Here is a 21,509-nt window from a genome sequence, read left to right as displayed (position 1 = left end):
CTAAGTCGGCTTGTCATGTTGTTGAATAATCTTTGATAGTTTTTTGATGGCTTGTCTCATCAGTTCAGGTTCAAAATCGCCTAAGCCAACAATTAACCCCGGACGTTGTTGTTCTTTTGAAAATGTCGGTGAAATTGCTTTAATCGCAATGCCTGCATCGACTGCTGAGCTTGCAACGTCAATGTCATTAATATGATGAGCAAGCCATAACACCATATGCATGCCTTGATCGCCTGGCTGTAACCAAGCCAGTTCTCGAGGTATGTATTTTCCAATCAAACCAATAATGTATTCTCGAACTTCTGCATAGACATTTCGAGTCCGTCGAATATGCCGCTCTAAATAGCCTTCTTGAATAAAAGCAGCTAAAACATACTGGTCGGCAGCAGGTGGGTGCCGATCAATTAAGACTCTGAGTCCACAAAAAGGTGCCACTAATTCTTTAGGCAATACTGCATAGCCAAGTCTAAGTGATGGAAATAGGACTTTGCTGAAAGTCCCAAGATAAATGACTTGGTCGGGCGCCATACCTTGTAAAGATGGGAAGGGTTGACCGTTATAACGGAGTTCGCTGTCGTAGTCATCTTCAATGATCCATGCATTTTGCTGTTTTGCCCAAGCCAATAAAGCAGTACGTCTTGCTAGGCTCATCGGCATGCCAAGTGGATATTGGTGAGACGGTGTCACGAAGGCAGCACGTGCATTTTTCGAAAGTCTAATTCCGGTTTCAACCTGAATACCTTCTTCATCGACAGGAACACGCACCATCCGAATGTTTTGTACAGCATGTTCAAAAATGGCTGTGGTGCCACGATAAGCTGGATCTTCAATCCAAACTTCATCCTTTACTTCAAATAAAATCTGGCTGCAAATATAAAGTGATTGCTGAATACCGGGAGTAATCACAATTTGGTCAGGTTCGCAGTGGACAGAGCGTGATCGGCGCACATAGTCTGCTATAGCAATTCTTAGTGATAGCACCCCTTGAGGTTCACCATAACCCGAAGGAGCACCTGCACCTCGTGATCTAAATTTATTGCCAAACTTGCGCCAGATGTCGCTTGGTTGGGTGCGGGCAATTGGGACAGACACTGCAAAAGGGGCATGAGGAAGTGGTTTAAACTCCTTAAGCACTTGGGCATAAGAACGTGCCGATTTGGTCAACGGTATTGAGCTGGGTGTGGTTTCTTTTTGAGAATGTTGCGGCGTAGTTTTTTTAGTTAAAGCATGAGACACATAGGTGCCAGTTCTTGCTTGAGAGTCAAACACACCTTCAGCTAAAAGCTGATCATAAGCTTCGATAATCGTTCCGCGAGCGACTCCAAGTGTTTGAGCCAGTTCTCGTGAAGAAGGCAACGGATCGCCAGGCTGTAAATCACCACTTTGTACAGCTTCACGCAAAGCTTGGGTCAGTTGAGCACTTATCTTTCCTTGGCTTTTATTAATCTTTGCAATCGACGGAAGTTCAACAACTTTTGCCATTCTTGCCATAATTCTGGTCTACTTAAAAAAATACAAAGTGGTTCTTTTTAATAAACCACAAAAACCAGAAAATTTACAACACAAAATATAAATAACCCTGATATTTACAGTGAGGTTTTAGCCATGTATATCCCCGATGATTATGCAGAAAACCGTTTGGATGTATTGCATTCTCTTATTACCGAATATCCATTTGGTGTGCTTTTTACTCATGGAAGTAATGGCTTAGATGCAAACCATCTTCCATTCGAATTACAGGCAAATGAAGGGGAATTGGGTGTACTACGTGCGCATGTGTCTAGAGTTAATCCAGTCTGGCAGGATATTAAAAATGGAGATGAGGTGTTGGTCGTGTTTCAAGCAGGCGATGCTTATATTTCACCAAACTGGTACCCATCCAAACATGAACAGCACAGACAAGTACCGACATGGAACTATAGGGTTGTGCATGCTTATGGCAAAGTAACCATTCGAGATGATGAACGTTATGTCCGTGGTGTTGTAGCTCGTTTAACCCGTACCCACGAAGCATCTCAACCTGAACCATGGAAAATGTCCGATGCGCCAAAGGACTATCTTGAACCGATGTTAAAAGCCATTGTAGGTATTGAGATTGAAATTACCAAGCTACGAGGCAAATCAAAACTTGGGCAAAACAAAGAACGTCGAGACATTTTGGGCGCGGCAGATGGCCTATCGAAATCTGGTCATCAAACCATAGCAGACGCTATGTATAGTGTGGCTGAGTTAAATAAATAATTTTGAAAATATAAAACTTTAATATCAATTGAGGAGACAAAGATGTCTTTTACTAAATCTGTTGAGTTGGTAGGTGAGCACGTTATTTTAAAGCCCTTAGACTTAACTCAAGCTGAATCACTGGCAGAGGCTGTTTGTGATGGGGAACTCTATAATCTTTGGTATACCCGTGTGCCAAGACCTGAACAAATGGCTGCTGAAATTGAAAGACGTCTTGATTTGCAAAAAGCCGGCTCTATGTTGCCCTTTTATATTGAAGACCGAAAAACGGGGCGAGCGCTGGGTATGACAACTCTCATGCATATTGAAGAAGCTCATCGCCGTGTAGAAATTGGTTCGACGTGGTACAGAAAATCTGCACAGCGTTCGCCTGTAAATACCGAGTGTAAAAAGCTATTGCTGGCCCACGCATTTGAGACTTTAAACTGTATTGCGGTTGAGTTACGAACATCTTCTTTAAATGTGCAAAGCCAAGCCGCAATTGTACGTTTAGGAGCAAAGCTCGATGGTGTGCTGAGAAGCCATCAAATTGTGAAAGGTGATATTTTGCGGGATACTCATGTTTACAGCATTTTAAAACATGAATGGCCTGCGGTTCACCAAAATCTGGAATGGATGTTGAATAAACCGCGTTAGGAATGATTTAAATAAGCTGCTTTTCTCTTTTTTGGCTTAACCAGAAAAGAGAAACCCCTGCAATAACCAACCACGGTACTAAAGCGATATTCATTGCTTTCCAGCCAAATAAATCGAGTAAAGCACCTGCGCTAAAAGAACAAATTAAGCCGACAACAAAAACCGTCATGTCGTTAATGGCTTGGGCTTTGGCTTTTTCAGCCGCTGTATACGTTCCGGTAAGCAAAGACGTGCTACCAATAAATAAAAAGTTCCATCCGACACCTAATAAAATGAGTGAGATTGCAAACGATGCGAACTGAATACCCGAGAGGGAAAAACCAATATAACTAGCAAATAATATAAGGCCGGCAAACATGATTTTAAGCACACCAAATCGGGCGATTAAATGTCCAGTAAAGAATGAAGGTAGGAACATACCAAGCACATGAAGCTGAATGACGGTTGTAATCGTTCCAAGTTCATGATGTGAATGTCGCATGGCTATGGGTGTTGCAGTCATACCTAAAATCATGATGCCGTAGCCTGTTACGGCACCAAACAAAGCAACTAAATAGGTAGGCTGAAAAACAATCTTTTGCCATGGGCGACCAGCAGAAAAGTCAGACTTTTGCTCAACTGTATTGGCAATATGTAGGCTAGATAAAATGCCCATTGCCAAAAGTGAAATGATGCTAATAATTAAAAATGAACCGATATATTCTAAATGTTGAAATAAAGGTCCACCAAAGCGCGCCAAAGTCGGGCCAATCAGTGCTGCAACAACTCCACCTGCCATAACCCAAGAAATGGCACGTGAACGCAATGCATCATCTGCTACTTCACTGGCAGCAAAACGATAAAACTGAGCAAAGGATTGGTAGGCTCCGACACATAACGTGCCTAACGCTAAGAGAATAAGTGAACTATAAAAGATACCAATGGCGGCAATAATACCGCCAATTACACCTAAAAAAGCGCCGAAAAGAAAACCCTTACGCCGTCCCACATGTGCCATCAACATTGATGCAGGGAACATCATTAAGGCTGTACCCAAAAACATAGATGCGATTGGTAAAGTTGCAAGTATCAGTGTATTAGAAATATTTGCCCCAGCCAAACCACCAATCGTCATGACCATGATCGATACGGTTTGGTAAAGTGACTGAGAACTTGCCAAAATAAGAACTTGGCGATGCATCGTATTTTGAAGCATGAGAGCCTTTAATTATATGTGTTAATCGATGAGTTTGGGTGCTGAGTTTTTATATAAGAAGAAAGTATCAACAGCTCAGCTTGAAAATGTTGAGGTGTTCTTGGTGGTAGTTATAACAATATTTCTTTGGCATAAACTATTTTTTATCAAGTAATTGCAGCTTAATAATCAGACTTAATATTCTATCATCTGATAGTTTGATACAAAACAATTGAAGCCCCAATTTTTCTAAATAAGTCTATTTATTTAAGACATTTAATATGTCTATTCTCTCAAATTCTTTTTCAGACACCTTAAAATAAATCATTAACCTGAGGTTAATAACCACTGATGTAGGTTGATTGATCAAAATTCCATAAAACGTTTTTATAGACTCAGAACAAAACTGAGATCTATAGGTAAGCACATGGAAGGATCAGTTCAGAATAAAGAACGATTATGGACAAAGCGTCGTCATGCTAAACAGCTAAAACTGGAGATGGCAAACCAATATACCGATGGTGTAGTCATTCCAACTCAAGATATTATTAAAGTCTTAGAAACGCTGATTACACCAGGTGACAGAGTCGTACTCGAAGGGAATAACCAAAAGCAAGCAGATTTCTTATCTAGATCTTTGGCACAAACCAATCCAGATGTTTTGCATGATTTACATATGATTATGCCTAGCGTTGGACGTTCGGAACATCTTGATCTATTTGAAAAACGTATTGCACGTAAACTCGATTTCTCTTTTGCTGGCCCACAAAGTTTGCGTATTAGTCAGTTAATTGAAGATGGATTATTAGAAATTGGTGCTATCCATACTTATATCGAACTATATTCACGCCTTGTAATCGATCTTATTCCAAATGTGGTGCTTTCGGCCGGTTTTATGGCAGACCGCCAAGGGAATATCTATACAGGTCCAAGTACTGAAGATTCTCCTGCACTTATTGAACCTGCGGCTTTTAGTGATGGTATTGTGATTGTTCAGGTTAATGAATTGGTCGATGACGTAACTGATTTACCACGTGTCGATATTCCTGCTTCTTGGGTTGATTATGTGGTTGTGGCAGACCAGCCTTTTTATATTGAACCGTTATTTACCCGCGACCCAAAACACATCAAACCTGTTCATGTGCTTATGGCGATGATGGCAATTCGCGGAATTTATGAAAAGCATAATGTGCAATCGTTAAACCATGGTATTGGTTTTAATACGGCAGCAATTGAATTGATTTTACCGACCTATGGTGAATCTTTAGGTTTAAAAGGAAAAATTTGCCGAAACTGGACACTGAATCCGCACCCAACCTTAATTCCAGCGATTGAAACAGGCTGGGTTGAAAGCGTGCATTGCTTTGGTACCGAACTCGGTATGGAAAAATATGTTGCAGCTCGTCCTGATGTGTTCTTTACGGGTCGTGATGGTGCGCTACGTTCTAACCGCATGATGTGTCAGCTCGCGGGTCAGTACGCCGTTGATCTATTTATTGGCGCAACTTTGCAAGTTGATGGCATGGGCCATTCTTCGACTGTCACCAAAGGACGTTTGGCTGGTTTCGGTGGTGCACCAAATATGGGGCATGATCCGCGTGGCCGTCGTCACGATACGCCAGCATGGCTAGATATGCGTTTGCAAGGCGCCAATGAAACTGAAACCTATTTGGCACGTGGTAAAAAACTCGTTGTGCAAATGGTGGAAACTTTCCAAGAGGGCGGTAAGCCGACTTTTGTAGAGCGTCTTGATGCGATTGATGTTGCTAAAACGGCTGGTTTACCTTTAGCCCCGATCATGATTTATGGTGATGATGTGACCCATTTACTCACCGAAGAAGGCATTGCTTATCTATATAAAGCAAGCAGCCAAGAAGAACGTCAAGCCATGATTGCTGCGGTGGCAGGTGTGACCAATATTGGTTTAACTCAAGACCCTAAAACAACAGCACGTTTAAGAAGCGAAGGCTTGGTGGTATTCCCTGAAGATTTAGGTATTCGCCGCACCGATGCAACACGTGAGCTTTTAGCTGCAAAAAATATTGCCGACTTGGTGACATGGTCAGATGGTTTATACCAACCACCTGCAAAATTCAGGAGTTGGTAATGATGGCACAAGTTCAATATCAAACACTTAGCGATAGTCAGATTTTGGCAAGTTTAGCAGTCGAAGCGTTAATTGATGAAGTTAATCTGACGCCTAAACCAGCCTTGGTAGATCGCCGTGGCAGTGGTGCACATAATGACCTGACTTTGGAATTAATGGAGCGCTCTGCAAAAAGTTTAGGACCCATGTTTGAAGCGATGGCTCAAGCTGCAAAGCATCATGGAAAAGTCTGTTTGGCTTTACGTGAAGACATTGGAGAAATTGGCCGCCAAGGTGAAAAGACCATGATGTTGGCAACAGATGGTGTTAACACACACCGCGGTGCAATTTGGGCCTTGGGTTTAATGGTTACGGCAGCAGCATTAGCACGTACCAATCAACAGTACTTATCGGCTGTTGAACTATGCCAGTTAGCAGGCCAGATTGCTCAGCTTGAAGATCGTTTTATTCCAAAGCAGGCTTTAAGTCATGGTCAACAAGTACAAAAGAAATTAGGCATCTTAGGTGCTAAAGAACAGGCTCAACAAGGTTTTCCAACTATTGTGAATTTTGGCTTAAAACAGCTTTACCAAAGTCGTAGTAAACCAATGAAAGAAGAGTTCGCGCGTTTAGATGCCTTACTTGCCATGATGACTGATTTGACCGATACCTGTGTGCTTTATCGCTCGGGAACATCGGGCTTAAAGCATATGCAACAAGGTGCTCAGCAAGTACTTGATTTGGGTGGCAGCTCAAGCTTGGAAGGTCGACGTGCTTTGCATCTTTTAGAGATTGACCTGCTTCGGATGAAGGCTTCTGCTGGTGGTGCAGCAGATTTGTTGGCAGCAACATTGTTTATAGATCGTGTTGAGCAGTCATCTGTGAAAAATAAAAAGGGATTTTGATTATGGAAACACTTCATTTTGAATTTGTGGCCACAGAGCCACCTGTAAAAAAAGCGTTGGTAGGATGTGTCGGCTCGGGTGATTTAGAAATTTTGATGGAACCCGGTGAAAAAGGAAAAACCTCTATTCAGGTAGTGACTTCGGTAGATGGCAGTGCAGCACGTTGGCACAATCTTTTTGAACGGATTTTTACTGCGCAAATACCGCCAGCGGTCAATATTGATATTCATGACTTTGGTGCAACTCCCGGTGTCGTTCGCTTACGTCTGGAACAAGCATTGGAGGAGATAACTCATGACTGATATTCAGAGTTTGTTAAATAAAAAAGATTTTATTGAACTCAGCGCAAGAGAGCGTGCCAAAGCGCTATTAGATGAAGGGACTTTTCGAGAGTTGCTCGACCCATTTGCACGTGTTATGTCGCCTTGGTTGGCTCAGCAAAATATTGTCCCGCAAGCTGATGATGGTGTGGTGATTGCAAAAGGATCTATTCAAAAATGCCCAGTGGTTTTAATTTCAATTGAAGGTTTATTTCAAGGTGGAAGTTTAGGCGAGGTGGGTGGTGCCAAAATTGCAGGTACCTTAGAACTTGCAGTTGAAGACAATATGAAAGGGATTCCAACAGCGGCAATTTTACTACTAGAAACGGGCGGTGTTCGCTTACAAGAAGCAAATCTGGGTTTGGCAGCCATTGCTGAAATTCAGGCTGCAATTGTGAACTTACGGCAGTATCAACCCGTGATTGCTGTGGTCGCAGGCAGTGTAGGGTGCTTTGGTGGCATGTCAATTGCGGCTGGTCTATGTAGCTATATTGTAATGACACAAGAAGGACGTTTAGGCTTAAATGGCCCGCAAGTAATTGAACAGGAAGCTGGGGTACAAGAATACAACGCCAAAGATCGTCCATTTATATGGAGTATTACGGGTGGTAATCAGCGTTTCGCTAGTGGTTTGGCAGATGCTTATGTTGACGATGATCGCCAGAAAATTCGTGAGCAAGTCATCGATTATTTAACTCAAGGTGTGCCTCAGCAGCATCGTAGTTCAAACTACTCATTCTATTTAGCGAAGTTACAACAAGTCGATACTGCTGAGCAGATTACCCCAGCACAGGTTCAAGCTTTGTATCAAGGAGAGCAAGCATGAATATCGCCGTTGATACATTAAAAGCATCTACTCGTGGTGCACATTGGTTTAAAGCATTTACACAGGACTTTAAGACAGTTGAAGGTTTTCCAGCTTCTGTTTGGGTGGCTGATGGTCTGATCGATCAGCAAGCAGTACGTGTGATTACAGTTGTCCAAGACAGCAATAATCTGTTCCCACGCGCGAGACAAGGTGAAGTTGGACTGCTGGAAGGCTGGAATTTAGCAAAAGCAGTTGATGACGTGATTCAAGCCGATGCTCAGACTGAAAATAAACGCGGCATTTTATGTTTGGTTGATGTCCCGAGTCAGGCCTATGGGCGCCGTGAAGAATTATTAGGTATTCATCAAGCTTTAGCAGGTGCAGTAGATAGCTATGCTAGAGCCAGATTGGCAGGCCATCCTATTGTGAGTTTATTGGTAGGTAAGTCGATGTCGGGAGCTTTCTTGGCGCATGGATACCAAGCCAATCGTATTATTGCCTTAAAAGATTCAGGTGTTATGGTGCATGCGATGGGTAAGGAATCTGCTGCACGCGTTACCTTGCGATCGGTTGATGAGTTAGAGCAATTGGCATCAAGCATTCCTCCAATGGCTTATGACATTGAAAGTTATGCAACTCTAGGTTTGTTATCTGAACTGTTATCTGTTGAAAACCCTGAACAACCGACAACCGATGATCTTTTGTTAGCGAAACAGGTGATCGCTCAAGCATTTAAAGAAATTAATGCTGATCAATCTAGAGGATTGGAACAAAGGCTTCACGGCAAAAACCGTCAAATGTCTAAAAAGGTCCGTGAATTATTGCGCGAGCAATGGTCATGAAACTTAAGCTCGAAGCCCATGATTTACTGTGGGGTATGACGGTCGATTGCTTGGCCGATGATGCTCCGCATTGGGTAAAAGAGGTACTACTACGAGGTGATCCAGTTGTAGTTCGACGGGCAATTACTCCTGTAGATCAGGTGGCTGTGGGGGTAAGAGGGCAATTTCGTCATCAACGATATGCAGCTCAAATGCCACGATCAGCAATCAGCAAACAGCTTAAGCCAGAAGCACTGACTCGCGTAGATACGCAACAGTTTGAGCACTTGGCAGAACGTTTACAGACCATTTCCAGCATTATGAAAAACTTTTCAGGATGTTGGGGATATACAGGAAGTTTCGGGTTTGAGTTGGCAACGGGCATTGAAACAGTAACTGAGCAAAGTGACATTGATTTGTTGATTCGAGCTGAACAACCTTTTGCCAAAAAGGAGGCAGTTGAGCTACTCGAAAATTTTCAGCAAGCAGGGCTGAATGTGGATATACAGCTACAACTTTCACAAGGTGGGTTGGCGTTAAAAGAATGGGCTGGGAACAGTGGAAAAGTTCTATTGAAACGTCCTGATGGTGCTGTTTTAGTAGGAAACCCATGGAATTAGGGAATAGATATCATGGCTTCAATTTGGGTATATCCGGGGCAAGGTGTGCAACGAAGCAATATGTTGCACGACTTAGCTCAAACCGCTCTAGCTAAAGAATACCTTGAGCGTGCATCGGATGCACTCAAAGAAAATGTCTTAATGCTAGATAGTCCGGCTGCATTGCAGTCGACACGTGCAGTACAGCTTTGTTTACTTATTTCAGGTGTGGTGAGTTCTGCACTATTAACTGAGGAAAACTTAACACCTGATTATGTGGCTGGTCTATCAATTGGTGCATGGTCGGCTGCGGTTGTAGCAGAAGTTTTAGCCTTTGAGGATGCTGTTCGTTTGGTTGCCTATCGAGGTGAACTCATGCAAAACGCCTATCCAACGGGCTATGGTATGACAGCCCTGATTGGTACAGACCGTGCAGCTGTTGAAACATGGGTCAAACAGATTTATGAAATAACGCCAGAGGTGTTTGTCGCAAATATTAATGCACATAACCAGATCGTTATTTCAGGAAGCTTTGAAGCCATGAACCAAGTTGCTGTTTTGGCAAGGCAACAAGGCGTGGTGGCAAAAAAATTAGATGTATCGGTGCCATCGCACTGTGAATTATTAAGTCAGCAAGCAACGCAACTTGCAGCGTCTATGGAGGGAGTGACTTTAAAGCAGCCTAAAATACGTTATTTAAGTGGTACAACGGCTCGTACGCTTAGCAGGCCAGAACTGATTAGTGATGACTTGGTTTTTAATATGAGTCGAACTGTAGATTGGGAAAGTACCATCCAAGCTGCATGGGAGCGAGGTGTGAGATTGCAGATCGAAGCTTTGCCGGGAACGGTGCTTACTACACTTGCACGCCGAACATTTAAAGAAGGAACCGTGTTGTCATTTCAAGGGACACGCATAGACACTATTCAGATGGCAATGCAAAAAGAACAGGCAAATAGTTTTTCTTTTTGAGTCAGATTTTACAAAAGCATAAATGATCCAAGGATATGAGGGATTGTCATGATTATATATGGAGTTGGTTTACTCGCACTTTGCACCTTGGTGGGTGTTATTGTCGGCGATTTGTTGGGTGTTTTATTGGGTGTAAAGTCCAATGTTGGTGGCGTGGGTATCGCCATGATTTTACTCATTTGTATACGGTTATGGATGGAAAAACGTGGTGTTATGACAGTTGAAACCGAAAAAGGCGTTTCATTCTGGGGCACCATGTATATTCCTGTTGTTGTTGCCATGGCAGCACAACAAAATGTGGTTACAGCATTATCAAGTGGACATATGGCACTCTTTGCAGCGGTAGTTTCAGTTATCGTTTGTACACTGACCATTGCGGGCTTAAGCCGCTACAACAAGGCAAGCCCTTTACCGAAGGAAGAAGACACCACATTAAACCGCATTGGAGGCAAAGTTCATGGTTGAATTATTATTAAAGGACTTAACCCATTTAGGTTTAATTACTGCTTTCGCCTTAATTGCTTTAATTATGTGGTTGTCGACCAAGCTATCTAAATATTTAACCAAGGGACGAGTGCATGCTTCAGCAATTGCGATTGTGATTGGTTTAATCTTGGCATGGTTTGGCGGAAAAATGACAGGTGGTGAAAAAGGGATTACCGATCTTGCACTCTTCACTGGTGTAGGGCTTATGGGCGGCGCAATGCTTCGTGACTTTACCATTGTCGCAACTGCATTTGAGGTCCAGGCGACTGAGGCGAAAAAAGCCGGATTTATTGGCGCATTCTCTTTATTTCTCGGAACCATTTTGCCATTTATTGTCGGTTGTATGTTTGCATGGATTTTTGGCTATCGTGATGCAGTAAGTATTACCACAATTGGCGCAGGTGCAGTGACCTACATTGTGGGGCCAGTGACAGGTGCGGCCATTGGTGCGAGTTCTGAGGTCATGGCGCTGTCAATTGCAACGGGGCTGGTGAAAGCAATTTGTGTAATGGTTTCAACACCGCTGACCGCAAAATTTATGGGATTAGACAATCCACGTTCTGCCATGATTTTTGGTGGCTTAGCAGGAACTGTAAGTGGTGTGTCAGCTGGTTTAGCAGCGACAGATCGCCGTTTAGTGCCTTACGGTGCGCTCACGGCAACGTTCCATACAGGTCTTGGCTGCTTAATGGGGCCGACTGTTTTGTTCTTTGCTGTTAAAGCTTTAGTCGGTTAATCAATATTTAATATTCAGTCAAAAAGACCGTTGCTATTAACAACGGTCTTTTTTATTTTTGAAATTAGAGGCAAACATACGACATTCAGCAATCAGGGCAAGTAAGTTAGGGTCGCGCTCTTTACTCTTTAGAAAGACGAGACCGATTTCTTGTTGCATGTGATATTGCTGTTTTAGTGGAATAAGTTTTACTGAACTTTCATAAACTGCAGAAATACGGCCGGGTAATAGAGCAAAACCGACACCTGAGCTGACCATACTAATTAAGGTAAAAATATCATTGACCTGTAAAGCAACTTTAGGTGAAAAACCTGCTTTTTTAAAAATAATGTCGCTGTCGTTATGAGTTGCAAAACCCTTGGTTAAAGTTAAAAAAGTTTCTTCTTTTAAAAGGCTTAAATCAATATCTTTAAAATCGGCATATTTTGAATCTTTATTGACGGCCAAAAAAATGTCGTCTGAAAACATCGGCAAAATTTCAAAGTCATCATCTTGAGTGGTTTCATTTAAAGCCACGATAATGGCATCAAGCTCAGTTGCTTTAAGCTTTTTCACCAAATCCTGATTTGAACTCAGCAACAGTTGAATATCAAGCTCACTACGTCTGAGTTTAAGGCCGCTAATCACATTTGGAATGGTGTTTACCGTCAAAGAATAAAGAGACCCTAAATGTAAAACCTTGGCTGCAAAGCCAGCGGCTTCTCTGGTTTTATTTACGGTGATAAAAATGTCTTGTACGATTTTTTGTGCCCGTTCCTCAAAGACATAAGCACTTTTTAAAGGAATGAGGTTACGGCCTTCATTTTTAAAAAGAGGGCAACGTAAAGCGCTTTCTAAAGAGTGTAAGGCTTTATGAACACTGACATTACTCAGTTGCATTTCTGTGGCTGTTTTAGACAAATTTCCACAGCGCATGAAAGCCAAAAAAATCTGTATTTTTTTAAGGGTGAGTTCTTCATCAATTTCCATATTAATCCTTTGAACCTGCTTCCCTAAAACCAATAGATTTGAGCTATAAAGTTACCACAAAATAAAGTCTATAAAATTGTGCTTAGGTCGAAGCATTTCTTTAGAGACTTGCTTCAACTCTTTGTTGAATGGTTTTAATCACTTGATCTAATGCGCTTTGAATTTTAGTGTTCCATTCAAAAGAGCAATTGATTCGCAAATAATGCTGCTGTGCGGGTAAAACACTAAACAGTGGGCTTGGCGCAACACCAATGTCTTGATGAATCAACTCTTCATAAACTTGCATACTGTCCAGCGTACTAGGAAGTTTGACCCATAGAAAATAACCACTTGGGTAGTAATACACTTCACAAGAGTTAGGTAAATGTTGTTTTAAATAATGATAAAACTGCTTTTTATAACGCTCAAGTGAAAGCCTAAGCGTACGTAAGTGTTTTTCATAATGATGATGAGACAGAAATTCAACTAGCGCATTTTGAATGAGAGCATTTACTGAAATGGTGCTCATGAGTTGTAAGTGTTGAATATGGTCTGAAAATTTACCCGCATAGACCCAACCAACCCGAAAACCTGCACCTAATGTTTTAGAAAAAGAAGAGCAGTGAAGCACCAGATTTTGTTGGTCAAAATACTTCATTGAAAGTGGTTTTTGGCCACCATAAAAAAGCTCTTCATACACATCATCTTCAATTAAATAGATTTGATGTTCGTGAAGCAACTTAGCAATTTTATATTTAATGTCATCACTGACTGTAAAACCAATCGGGTTGTGGGCATTCAACATCAGCCAGCACACCTTGATTGGATATGTTTGAATGACCTGTTCAAAAGCTTCTAAGTCAAAACCATGCTGAGGATGTTCAGGAATGGTAATCACTTTAAGCCCTAAACGCTCGGCGGCTTGCCAAGCCCCATAAAACACAGTTTGCTGTAATAAAATATAATCGCCAGGTTGAGCAACAGCTTGTAGAGAAAGGTTCAATGCATCTAAACCTCCAGATGTAATGACAATGTCATCTGGATCAGTCTGTATGCCTTGCATACAGTAGCGCTGAGCAATCAGTTTTCTTAAGGCTAAATTCCCTGGCGGTAGGCTCGTGGTCTGGTCATAACTTTGTCTTTGGCGCGCAAGTTGCCCCATAATTTGAATGAGTTTGGGGGCTGTTAAAAGCTGACTGTCTGGAAAAGCTGAACCAAAAGGTACGACGGACTCGTGTTGGATTGATTTAAGATATTTAAAAACTAATGAATTAATTTCAATTTTAGAGTTCAGTGAAACAACTGAATATTGCTCGAGTGGCTTTAGTGCAATTTGCTCGGCAACAAAGTACCCAGATTTTACTTTTGAATAGATCAGACCTTGTGACTCAAGCTCCTGATAAGCATTCATTACGGTCATTAAACTAAAGCCAGAGCGTTGTACCTGATCTCTTAATGAAGGTAATTTTTCATGCGCACTTAAAGTGCCACTTTCAATGAGTTGGCGAATGCTATGAGCGAGTTGTTCTGATTTATACATGTATGAGCTGCACGAAATAAAAAAAGATGCACTGAATCAATAATAAATGCCGTTTGCAGAATCTACAAACGGCATTTGTTTAGAAAATTGGAATTACTTTAAGTAAGGGGCTGCATAAATCAAGATAACTTTAAACAATCCAGCAATCACAGCTAAGGCTAAAAAACCACCGAGCCATAGCAGAATAAACCATTGGGTTTGATTGAGTTTAACAGATGACTTTTTCATAAAACCCTCCATACTTAATGATAGCCTTCATCACCTACACGGACTTTGTCTCTAAATACCCAGTAAGACACAATGGTGTAAGCAATAATGATTGGAATCAAAATAAGTGCACCGACCAAAGCAAACATTTGGCTTGAATGTGGTGCTGCGGCCTGCCAGATGGTGACTGATGGCGGAATAATATAAGGCCATAAACTAATTACAAAACCAGTAAATGCAAGGAAAACGAGGGCCAATGTATATGCAAATGGCTTAAGGTCATGATCCTGCTTTTTACACGCTGATAAAATCAGACCAACAAACAATAAGACCAAAATAGGCACAGGGCTAAAATAGAACAGATTTGGTAAAGAGAACCAGCGATCTGCAATTTCAGGATGAGTCAGAGGTGTATATAAACTTACGCCACCAAAAATAATAAGCAATGCAATAATCAGCTTTGGCATAAGCTCATACATACGTTGCTGTAAGCCTTTTTCAGTTTTTAAAATCAGCCAGCCACAACCCAAAGTTGCATACATCGCAACTACGCCAATACCTGTAAAGATCGTAAATGGTGATAACCAGTCAAATGGACCACCAGCATAAATACCATTTTCAGTTTTAATCCCTTGGATATAGGCACCCAGAATAATCCCTTGGAGAAAGCTGGTTAAAACTGAACCCCAAATAAAGGCTAAATCCCAAAGGTGTTTGGTGCGATGAGCTTTAAAGCGGAATTCAAACGCCACGCCACGGAAAATCAGGGCAATCACCATGAAAATGATCGGTAAATAGAGTGCTGATAAAACTGTTGAATAAACCAGTGGGAATGCAGCATATAGACCAGCGCCGCCGAGCACCATCCACGTTTCATTACCATCCCAGACAGGGGCCACAGTATTCATCATCACGTCACGTTCTTGGCTGTTCTTAATGAAGGGGAACATAATCCCGATTCCTAAGTCGAAGCCATCCATGACCACATAAATCATGACACCTAAACCGATAATACCGACCCATATTAAAGAAAGATCAATCATGACGGTTCTCCCCAGAGTTTTGTTTGCTGTCAATATTTTCATCGACTGCACTAAGTGGACGCATTGGTGTTTTAAAGTGTCCTACGCCACCAGTTTCAACATTTGGTGAATCAATGAATGATGGACCTTTATTAATCAGTTTTAAGGTGTAGTAAATACCGCTACCAAAAACGATGGTATAGACCACCACAAAAATAAACAGGCTCAGTCCGACCTGATCTGCGGAAACCGTATGTGAAAGTCCATCTTTAGTTCGCATAATGCCGTATACAACCCACGGCTGACGGCCAACCTCAGTAGTTACCCAACCTGCAAGCATAGCGACATAACCAGATGGTCCCATCACCAATGCAAATTTATGGAACCACGAAGTTTCATAGAGTTTTTCACGCTTACGTAACCAAAGTGCAATGAGTGACAAAGTGACCATGAGTACACCAAGACCCACCATCACACGGAAGCTCCAGAAAACAATCGTTGAATTTGGACGATCTTCAGGTGCGAAATCTTTTAAGCCTGTCACTTGGCCATCTAAGCTATGCGTTAAAATTAAGCTACCCAAATAAGGAACACCCACTTCGAAGTGATTACGTTCTTCTTTCATATCTGGAATTGCAAATAGCAATAATGGCATCGACTCATTGTGATTGGTTTCCCAGTGACCTTCCATTGCGGCAAGTTTGGCTGGTTGATGTTCACGGGTGTTTAAACCATGGTTATCGCCAATCACCACTTGCAAACATGAAGTCACAAGCACCATCCAGAGACCCATCGAGAACGATTTTTTCACCAATTCATCACGACGGCCTTTTACTAAATGCCATGCAGATGTTCCGACGACCAATAATGATGAAACTAAGAAGGCGGCAGCACCCATGTGGGCAAAGCGGTAAGGGAAGGATGGATTAAAGACAATTGCAAACCAGTCTTTTGGCACAATAATGCCATTTTCGATGGCAAAGCCTTGAGGTGTCTGCATCCAGCTATTCGAAGATAAAATCCAGAACATGGAAATACATGTTCCGATGGCCACCATAAGTGTTGCGAAGAAATGGGCTCGAGGACCGACACGTCCCCAACCAAATAACATAATGCCTAAGAAACCTGCTTCTAAGAAGAAGGCACTCAAGACTTCATAGGTAAGTAAAGGACCAGTAATACTTCCGGCAACGCGTGAAAATTCACTCCAGTTCGTACCGAACTGGTAACTCATGACCACGCCCGAGACTACACCCATACCAAAGGCAACGGCAAAGATCTTAATCCAGTACTTAAATAGATCTTTATAAATCGGGTTTTGGGTTCTTAACCATTTCCACTCTAACACTGCTAAAAAGCAGGCAAGACCGATGGAAGTGGCCGGAAAAATAATATGGAAGGATACTGTAAAAGCAAATTGTATTCGCGCTAATTCTAGAGCGGTTAGACCGAGGCTCATAAACTTTCCCCCTGTGAACTAGCTGATGATGGTTAAATGAGTTAAATACTTATTTTCAGGCAACAAAGTATTTTGGCGATTAAACTTACTTCTGTGATAAATGTTCTTAGCAAGTAAAATGCCAACAGGGTTAAGCAATATAATTGCTTGATATTTCAAGAGAATAGACTGATTGATTGTTCTCAGTCTGTTAACAAAGTTTATGCTTGATGTTGCATTTGTAAAAATGCATGTTGCATTGAAACATTGATGAAATATCTGGCAATATGCAATAGATCGTCTCATGAAAACTACCTACCTTAAGAAGTTTCCTTAATCATGCACTTACTATTTTTGTATATGTAGATACAGAAATTTTTTATAAAACTATAACAGTCTGAAGCACTCATGAGGTGTGCTATAGTTTTTTTTCAAATATCTGTAGCTATGTATCCATTCTTCAAAAGTCCAAAATAAATGAACAAGATTTACGAATGGCCAAAATCACTTTCCAAAACAGAGTAAATGCGACTTTGGGTAATAAGCGCAGAATAGTTTCTTCTCTTTTATTCCTTTGTTGTTTTGCGTGAGGTCTGGTTGTTACGTAGGTTATTAAAGACCTGATTAAGTGTAGCTCTTCTAAAATAGCTTGGATGTTAAAAAATGTTTATTACTTCTCAACTCAATGTCCTGCATAAAATTATTAAAAATCAGCCTATTCCTGTATCTATATTGGCTCAGTTAGAGCAAACCTACGTTAATTTTGAAGCTACTTTATTAAGAGCGAAAGTACTCAGAGACTTTTCTAAATCTGAAACTGTATATTTAATTCAATCTCATATTGAGGCACAGCAAAGTAATGTTGCCTATCTATTTTCACCATTTATTTTTGCTAACTTAAACAAGGCCGCTATTTATACAACGCCTGCAACTGCGCCTGTGCTTTCTATTCTTAATAAATATTACCAAGCTGAAAAGAAAGTACTCTTTAAAGTAGATGACGTTTTAGAAAGTCTAAAAATTTATATAGATTTGGAACTTGCAGAGCTTAATGAAGTTGAGTTTATTTATTTAAGCTTAATCAAGGCACTGTGCCGAAGTGATCTCTCAACAGTTTTTTTAATTACGAGTTTAAACGTAGATGTCGAGCATTTAAAAGCACTGGAGCAATTTTTAAAGGTCAAAATTTATTGGATTAAAACCACAAAAGATGATGACTTAAAAAACCTCAATGGCTTAGAAATGCGGAAATTATTATTCAAAAATAAAGATGAAACTTATGTAAAATTATGCGCGAAGTTTGCTCAAATGAACGCAGCGCTGGTTGGTTTATGCGACACCTTTACTGCTGGGCAAATGACACATTTAATTGATGATATGTTCTATTCAGAGCATATTTTCGAAAAATTATCTGTCTATTCAGAATATATACAAACACTTCTGCAAAGCCAGCAGAGCATTAGACAAAAAGAGCTATCCTAGGACTTGATAGATGAGCTTTTTATCTTTGTGTTTAGGTTCTTATATAAAGAATGAATACAGTTATAAAAAAATAATCGTTTTCATGTGAAATAAATATTTTATGGTAAAAGCAAAGCAATATTGGTTTTACTTACATGACAAATTTAAATTTTGAGCATCATCTCGGTTCACTAACGCATGCAGCACTTAGTCAGGCCTCAATTATTTCTCGGGTGTGGGGTGAAGGGCCTTCAGAACGTTATGATGAATTGGCAAAAAATTTCAGACCAACTTTTGCCCGTATTAAAGAAGGGGCTTTAATTCGTGAGCAGCAGCATATTTTGCCCTATGAACAACTTCAATGGCTCAAAGATGTTGGTTTTACGCGCTTAAGACTTCCAAAAGATCATGGTGGCTTTGATGCAACTATTCCTGAACTATTTGCATTGCTCGTTGAACTTGCAGAAGCCGATTCAAACTTACCGCAAGCTTTGCGTGTGCATTTTGGTTTCACTGAAGATGTCTTAGTAAGTAAAGACAAAGCGTTTCAACAGCGTTGGCTTAGCCGAATTGCAAATGGGGAAACAGTCGGTAGTGCATGGTCTGAAGGTGGGAAAGAGTCAATTGATCAGTTCGAAACACATTTATATCGAGATGCTGACGGTAAAATTCGCGTTAAAGGTAAAAAATATTACACCACAGGTAGCCTATATGCAGACTGGGTTGACGTTGGTGTAACAGATTTAAAAGGTGAATCTGGTTCAGTCGTTGTCCGCCGAGAAGATGAAGGTGTTGAAATTGTTGATGATTGGAATGGCTTTGGTCAGCAACTCACCGCAAGCGGTACAGCATATTTCCATGACGTATTGGTCGATGAAGCTGAAATTTTACCTGACGATGACCGTTTTAAATATTCAGCGGCTTACTATCAACTTGTTCAACTGGCAATCATTACAGGTCTAGGGCGTGCTGCAACCTATGATGTTTCTCAAGCTGTTGCTAAACGGACCCGAAACTACACGCATGCAAATGCTCAATTTGTAAAACAGGATCCGCAAATTTTACAAGTAGTAGGCCAAATCCGTGGCGCGGCTTACAGTGCAGGGGCGATTGTTGAAAAAGTCGCACAAAGCTTACAACGTGCTTATTTGGCTGCATTTCAAAATAATGAGCAGCTTGAAGAAGAGCAAAATGCGCTTGCCGAACTTGAAAGTGCGCAGTCTCAAACGGTCATTACCGATCTGATTTTAAATGCTTCTACGATTTTATTTGATGCTTTAGGTGCTTCTGCAACAGACAAAGATTTAGGTCTAGATCGATACTGGCGTAATGTAAGAACTTTATCTTCACATAATCCGAGAGTATTTAAAAATCGAATTATCGGTGATTTTAGTGTAAACGGCACATTACCTCCGTATCAATGGCGTATAGGGAATGTTGATAAACAATAAATTATAGTTTTAGATATTAAGCTGCTATTTTTAGTGGCTTAATATTATTTATTTTTTTTAGAAATAAATTATAAAAAACTATTAGAATAAAATTATATTTTGTTTGGGGTTTATATTATAAAGAAACCCTAAAAATTGCTTTAGTATAAAAATTAAATAAAATGCTGGTTGATATTTTATGACTAAGAAAATTAGTTTTAATGCTTTTGAAATGAATTGTATTGCCCATCAATCTCCTGGATTATGGCGACATCCTCAAGATCGATCTGTTGAATATAAAGATTTAGAATATTGGACAGATTTAGCACAAATTCTTGAGCGTGGTTTTTTTGACGGTATTTTTATTGCAGATGTGCTTGGTATTTATGACGTTTATCATCAAAGTGCTGAACATGCCTTAACAGGTGCAGTACAAGTTCCAGTCAATGATCCGCTACAGATCGTGCCTGCGATGGCAGCAGTCACAAAGCACTTGGGTTTTGGTGTCACGACTTCTATTTCCTTTGAACATCCTTATCCTTTTGCTAGACGTATTAGTACGCTAGACCATTTAACCAAAGGACGAGTTGGATGGAATATCGTGACATCTTATTTGGAAAGTGGTTCGAAAAACTTAGGATTAAAAACTCAGGTTAATCATGATAATCGTTATGATATTGCTGATGAATATTTAGAAGTCCTTTACAAACTTTGGGAAGGTTCTTGGGAAGAAGGTTCGGTACTTCGTGATCGTAAAAGTGGTATCTTTGCTGACCATAAAAAAGTGCATCCAATTCAGCACGAGGGTAAATACTTTACTGTACCGGGTATCCATATTTGTGAACCATCACCGCAGCGAACACCAGTACTTTACCAAGCAGGCGCATCTTCACGCGGGCAGAAGTTTGCAAGTCAAAATGCCGAGTGCGTATTCATAGCAGCGCCGTCTAAAATTGCCACTAAAAAAGTGGTACAGGGCATTCGTCAAAAATTGGCTCAAGAAGGTCGCGACCCGTACTCTGTCAAAATTTATGCACTTTTGTCGATTGTCACTGATGAAACCGATGCAAAAGCACAAGCTAAGTTTAAAGAATATCAAAGCTATGGAAGCTACGATGGGGCATTAACATTACTGTCTGGCTGGTCTGGTGTCGATTTTTCACAATATCAACCGACCGATAAAGTTGAATATATTCAAACCAACGCGATTCAATCTTTATTAGATTCTTATGTAAATGCAGACCCAGAACGTGTTTGGACCATTGAAGAAATTGCAAATTGGAACAGTTTAGGTGGTAATGGACCTGTGTTAGTGGGTTCGGCAGAAACAGTTTCGGATGCTTTACAGCAATGGGTTGAAGATACCGATGTCGATGGCTTTAACCTTGCCTATATTTTGGCTCATCAAACCTTTGCCGATGTAGTTGAGTTTATTGTGCCAGAGTTGCAAAAACGTGGGGTATATCAAACCTCTTATGCACAAGGAACATTAAGAGAAAAATTATTTGGTGCTGGGCCATATTTGCCTGAAAATCACCGCGGTGCAAAATATCGTAATCTAAAAGAGTTAAAACTTGCTGAGGCGAGTTAATATTTTGGAAAACCTTTAAATAAATAGCTGGTTAAATACCAGCTTTTATTTTGTATTTTTATATCGGTTTTATTGCTGAGTTAATAAT

The 21,509-nt window shown here is 40.8% G+C and carries 21 protein-coding genes; 14 read left to right on the top strand and 7 right to left on the bottom strand.

From position 1 onward, the window contains the following. On the bottom strand, positions 1–1,491 hold the full coding sequence (gene pdxR / locus AC1PJP_RS17355; protein WP_479767855.1) for a MocR-like pyridoxine biosynthesis transcription factor PdxR: 1,491 nt from the start codon (positions 1,489–1,491) through the stop codon (positions 1–3). 114 nt (positions 1,492–1,605) lie between these two features. Here pdxR and AC1PJP_RS17350 point away from each other — a divergent pair, with 114 nt between their 5' ends. Continuing rightward, positions 1,606–2,241, top strand: coding sequence for an FMN-binding negative transcriptional regulator (locus AC1PJP_RS17350; RefSeq protein WP_437119386.1), 636 nt, complete (start codon positions 1,606–1,608; stop codon positions 2,239–2,241). A 42-nt stretch (positions 2,242–2,283) separates the two neighbouring features. Continuing rightward, the gene (locus AC1PJP_RS17345) at positions 2,284–2,877 is read left to right on the top strand and encodes a GNAT family N-acetyltransferase (RefSeq protein ID WP_437119385.1); all 594 of its coding nucleotides are present in this window, start codon (positions 2,284–2,286) and stop codon (positions 2,875–2,877) included. Between the two features lie 7 nt (positions 2,878–2,884). Here AC1PJP_RS17345 and AC1PJP_RS17340 read toward each other — a convergent pair whose 3' ends face one another. Beyond that, positions 2,885–4,072, bottom strand: a complete 1,188-nt coding sequence (locus tag AC1PJP_RS17340) for an MFS transporter (RefSeq protein WP_479767853.1) — start codon at positions 4,070–4,072, stop codon at positions 2,885–2,887. A gap of 406 nt (positions 4,073–4,478) precedes the next feature. Between AC1PJP_RS17340 and mdcA the strand changes: the two genes are divergently transcribed. The 9 genes from mdcA to madM are packed head-to-tail and all read left to right on the top strand — an operon-like array spanning position 4,479 to position 11,784. Beyond that, positions 4,479–6,158 (top strand): malonate decarboxylase subunit alpha, encoded by a 1,680-nt coding sequence (mdcA, locus tag AC1PJP_RS17335; protein WP_479767851.1) that lies wholly within the window; start codon positions 4,479–4,481, stop codon positions 6,156–6,158. Continuing rightward, positions 6,158–7,042 carry a triphosphoribosyl-dephospho-CoA synthase gene (locus AC1PJP_RS17330; RefSeq protein WP_416662381.1) on the top strand — a complete coding sequence of 295 codons (885 nt, stop codon included), beginning with the start codon at positions 6,158–6,160 and terminating at the stop codon, positions 7,040–7,042. The genes mdcA and AC1PJP_RS17330 overlap by 1 nt, the downstream gene beginning before the upstream one ends. Positions 7,043–7,044: 2 nt before the next feature. After that, positions 7,045–7,344 carry a malonate decarboxylase subunit delta gene (locus AC1PJP_RS17325; protein ID WP_005304371.1) on the top strand — a complete coding sequence of 100 codons (300 nt, stop codon included), beginning with the start codon at positions 7,045–7,047 and terminating at the stop codon, positions 7,342–7,344. Next, positions 7,337–8,188, top strand: a complete 852-nt coding sequence (locus tag AC1PJP_RS17320; RefSeq protein WP_252059746.1) for a biotin-independent malonate decarboxylase subunit beta — start codon at positions 7,337–7,339, stop codon at positions 8,186–8,188. The genes AC1PJP_RS17325 and AC1PJP_RS17320 overlap by 8 nt, the downstream gene beginning before the upstream one ends. Further along, positions 8,185–9,012 (top strand): biotin-independent malonate decarboxylase subunit gamma, encoded by an 828-nt coding sequence (gene mdcE / locus AC1PJP_RS17315; RefSeq protein WP_198307699.1) that lies wholly within the window; start codon positions 8,185–8,187, stop codon positions 9,010–9,012. The genes AC1PJP_RS17320 and mdcE overlap by 4 nt, the downstream gene beginning before the upstream one ends. Beyond that, entirely contained in the window at positions 9,003–9,611 is a 609-nt protein-coding gene (locus tag AC1PJP_RS17310; protein ID WP_416662379.1) for a malonate decarboxylase holo-ACP synthase, read from the top strand. Before mdcE ends, AC1PJP_RS17310 begins: the two co-directional genes overlap by 10 nt. Positions 9,612–9,623: 12 nt before the next feature. Beyond that, complete coding sequence (mdcH, locus tag AC1PJP_RS17305) at positions 9,624–10,562, top strand: malonate decarboxylase subunit epsilon (protein WP_416662377.1); 939 nt, start codon at positions 9,624–9,626, stop codon at positions 10,560–10,562. Between the two features lie 48 nt (positions 10,563–10,610). After that, entirely contained in the window at positions 10,611–11,027 is a 417-nt protein-coding gene (gene madL / locus AC1PJP_RS17300; RefSeq protein WP_005132242.1) for a malonate transporter subunit MadL, read from the top strand. Next, entirely contained in the window at positions 11,020–11,784 is a 765-nt protein-coding gene (gene madM / locus AC1PJP_RS17295; protein ID WP_005132241.1) for a malonate transporter subunit MadM, read from the top strand. Before madL ends, madM begins: the two co-directional genes overlap by 8 nt. Before the next feature lie 36 nt (positions 11,785–11,820). Here the strand turns inward: madM and AC1PJP_RS17290 are convergent, their stop codons facing one another. The 5 genes from AC1PJP_RS17290 to AC1PJP_RS17270 form a co-directional block, all read right to left on the bottom strand. Then, on the bottom strand, positions 11,821–12,753 hold the full coding sequence (locus AC1PJP_RS17290) for a LysR family transcriptional regulator (RefSeq protein ID WP_005132240.1): 933 nt from the start codon (positions 12,751–12,753) through the stop codon (positions 11,821–11,823). Between the two features lie 100 nt (positions 12,754–12,853). Beyond that, entirely contained in the window at positions 12,854–14,272 is a 1,419-nt protein-coding gene (locus AC1PJP_RS17285; RefSeq protein ID WP_479767848.1) for an aminotransferase-like domain-containing protein, read from the bottom strand. A gap of 93 nt (positions 14,273–14,365) precedes the next feature. Beyond that, on the bottom strand, positions 14,366–14,500 hold the full coding sequence (locus AC1PJP_RS17280; RefSeq protein ID WP_000749813.1) for a hypothetical protein: 135 nt from the start codon (positions 14,498–14,500) through the stop codon (positions 14,366–14,368). Positions 14,501–14,514: 14 nt separating this feature from the next. After that, a complete protein-coding gene (gene cydB / locus AC1PJP_RS17275; protein ID WP_060466432.1) occupies positions 14,515–15,522 on the bottom strand; it encodes a cytochrome d ubiquinol oxidase subunit II in 1,008 nt (335 codons plus the stop codon). Next, complete coding sequence (locus AC1PJP_RS17270; protein WP_479767845.1) at positions 15,515–16,960, bottom strand: cytochrome ubiquinol oxidase subunit I; 1,446 nt, start codon at positions 16,958–16,960, stop codon at positions 15,515–15,517. Before AC1PJP_RS17270 ends, cydB begins: the two co-directional genes overlap by 8 nt. Before the next feature lie 642 nt (positions 16,961–17,602). On the opposite strand from AC1PJP_RS17270, the gene AC1PJP_RS17265 reads away from it, so the two are divergent. The 3 genes from AC1PJP_RS17265 (at position 17,603) to AC1PJP_RS17255 (ending at position 21,421) form a co-directional block, all read left to right on the top strand. Then, on the top strand, positions 17,603–18,421 hold the full coding sequence (locus tag AC1PJP_RS17265; protein WP_199987203.1) for a hypothetical protein: 819 nt from the start codon (positions 17,603–17,605) through the stop codon (positions 18,419–18,421). Between the two features lie 134 nt (positions 18,422–18,555). Next, positions 18,556–19,851 carry an acyl-CoA dehydrogenase family protein gene (locus AC1PJP_RS17260; RefSeq protein ID WP_479767843.1) on the top strand — a complete coding sequence of 432 codons (1,296 nt, stop codon included), beginning with the start codon at positions 18,556–18,558 and terminating at the stop codon, positions 19,849–19,851. A gap of 178 nt (positions 19,852–20,029) precedes the next feature. After that, on the top strand, positions 20,030–21,421 hold the full coding sequence (locus AC1PJP_RS17255) for an LLM class flavin-dependent oxidoreductase (RefSeq protein WP_479767842.1): 1,392 nt from the start codon (positions 20,030–20,032) through the stop codon (positions 21,419–21,421). Positions 21,422–21,509: the final 88 nt, after the last annotated feature.

The organism is Acinetobacter sp. V116_7 (genome assembly GCF_056735735.1).
This window is presented reverse-complemented; position numbering and strand designations above follow the sequence as displayed.

What these genes read in the sequence shown, in the direction of transcription:
- pdxR (WP_479767855.1), bottom strand. Translation starts at nt 1,491, where the DNA reads ATGGCAAGAATGGCAAAAGTTGTTGAACTTCCGTCGATTGCAAAGATT.
- AC1PJP_RS17350 (WP_437119386.1), top strand. Translation starts at nt 1,606, where the DNA reads ATGTATATCCCCGATGATTATGCAGAAAACCGTTTGGATGTATTGCAT.
- AC1PJP_RS17345 (WP_437119385.1), top strand. Translation starts at nt 2,284, where the DNA reads ATGTCTTTTACTAAATCTGTTGAGTTGGTAGGTGAGCACGTTATTTTA.
- AC1PJP_RS17340 (WP_479767853.1), bottom strand. Translation starts at nt 4,072, where the DNA reads ATGCTTCAAAATACGATGCATCGCCAAGTTCTTATTTTGGCAAGTTCT.
- mdcA (WP_479767851.1), top strand. Translation starts at nt 4,479, where the DNA reads ATGGAAGGATCAGTTCAGAATAAAGAACGATTATGGACAAAGCGTCGT.
- AC1PJP_RS17330 (WP_416662381.1), top strand. Translation starts at nt 6,158, where the DNA reads ATGATGGCACAAGTTCAATATCAAACACTTAGCGATAGTCAGATTTTG.
- AC1PJP_RS17325 (WP_005304371.1), top strand. Translation starts at nt 7,045, where the DNA reads ATGGAAACACTTCATTTTGAATTTGTGGCCACAGAGCCACCTGTAAAA.
- AC1PJP_RS17320 (WP_252059746.1), top strand. Translation starts at nt 7,337, where the DNA reads ATGACTGATATTCAGAGTTTGTTAAATAAAAAAGATTTTATTGAACTC.
- mdcE (WP_198307699.1), top strand. Translation starts at nt 8,185, where the DNA reads ATGAATATCGCCGTTGATACATTAAAAGCATCTACTCGTGGTGCACAT.
- AC1PJP_RS17310 (WP_416662379.1), top strand. Translation starts at nt 9,003, where the DNA reads ATGGTCATGAAACTTAAGCTCGAAGCCCATGATTTACTGTGGGGTATG.
- mdcH (WP_416662377.1), top strand. Translation starts at nt 9,624, where the DNA reads ATGGCTTCAATTTGGGTATATCCGGGGCAAGGTGTGCAACGAAGCAAT.
- madL (WP_005132242.1), top strand. Translation starts at nt 10,611, where the DNA reads ATGATTATATATGGAGTTGGTTTACTCGCACTTTGCACCTTGGTGGGT.
- madM (WP_005132241.1), top strand. Translation starts at nt 11,020, where the DNA reads ATGGTTGAATTATTATTAAAGGACTTAACCCATTTAGGTTTAATTACT.
- AC1PJP_RS17290 (WP_005132240.1), bottom strand. Translation starts at nt 12,753, where the DNA reads ATGGAAATTGATGAAGAACTCACCCTTAAAAAAATACAGATTTTTTTG.
- AC1PJP_RS17285 (WP_479767848.1), bottom strand. Translation starts at nt 14,272, where the DNA reads ATGTATAAATCAGAACAACTCGCTCATAGCATTCGCCAACTCATTGAA.
- AC1PJP_RS17280 (WP_000749813.1), bottom strand. Translation starts at nt 14,500, where the DNA reads ATGAAAAAGTCATCTGTTAAACTCAATCAAACCCAATGGTTTATTCTG.
- cydB (WP_060466432.1), bottom strand. Translation starts at nt 15,522, where the DNA reads ATGATTGATCTTTCTTTAATATGGGTCGGTATTATCGGTTTAGGTGTC.
- AC1PJP_RS17270 (WP_479767845.1), bottom strand. Translation starts at nt 16,960, where the DNA reads ATGAGCCTCGGTCTAACCGCTCTAGAATTAGCGCGAATACAATTTGCT.
- AC1PJP_RS17265 (WP_199987203.1), top strand. Translation starts at nt 17,603, where the DNA reads ATGTTTATTACTTCTCAACTCAATGTCCTGCATAAAATTATTAAAAAT.
- AC1PJP_RS17260 (WP_479767843.1), top strand. Translation starts at nt 18,556, where the DNA reads ATGACAAATTTAAATTTTGAGCATCATCTCGGTTCACTAACGCATGCA.
- AC1PJP_RS17255 (WP_479767842.1), top strand. Translation starts at nt 20,030, where the DNA reads ATGACTAAGAAAATTAGTTTTAATGCTTTTGAAATGAATTGTATTGCC.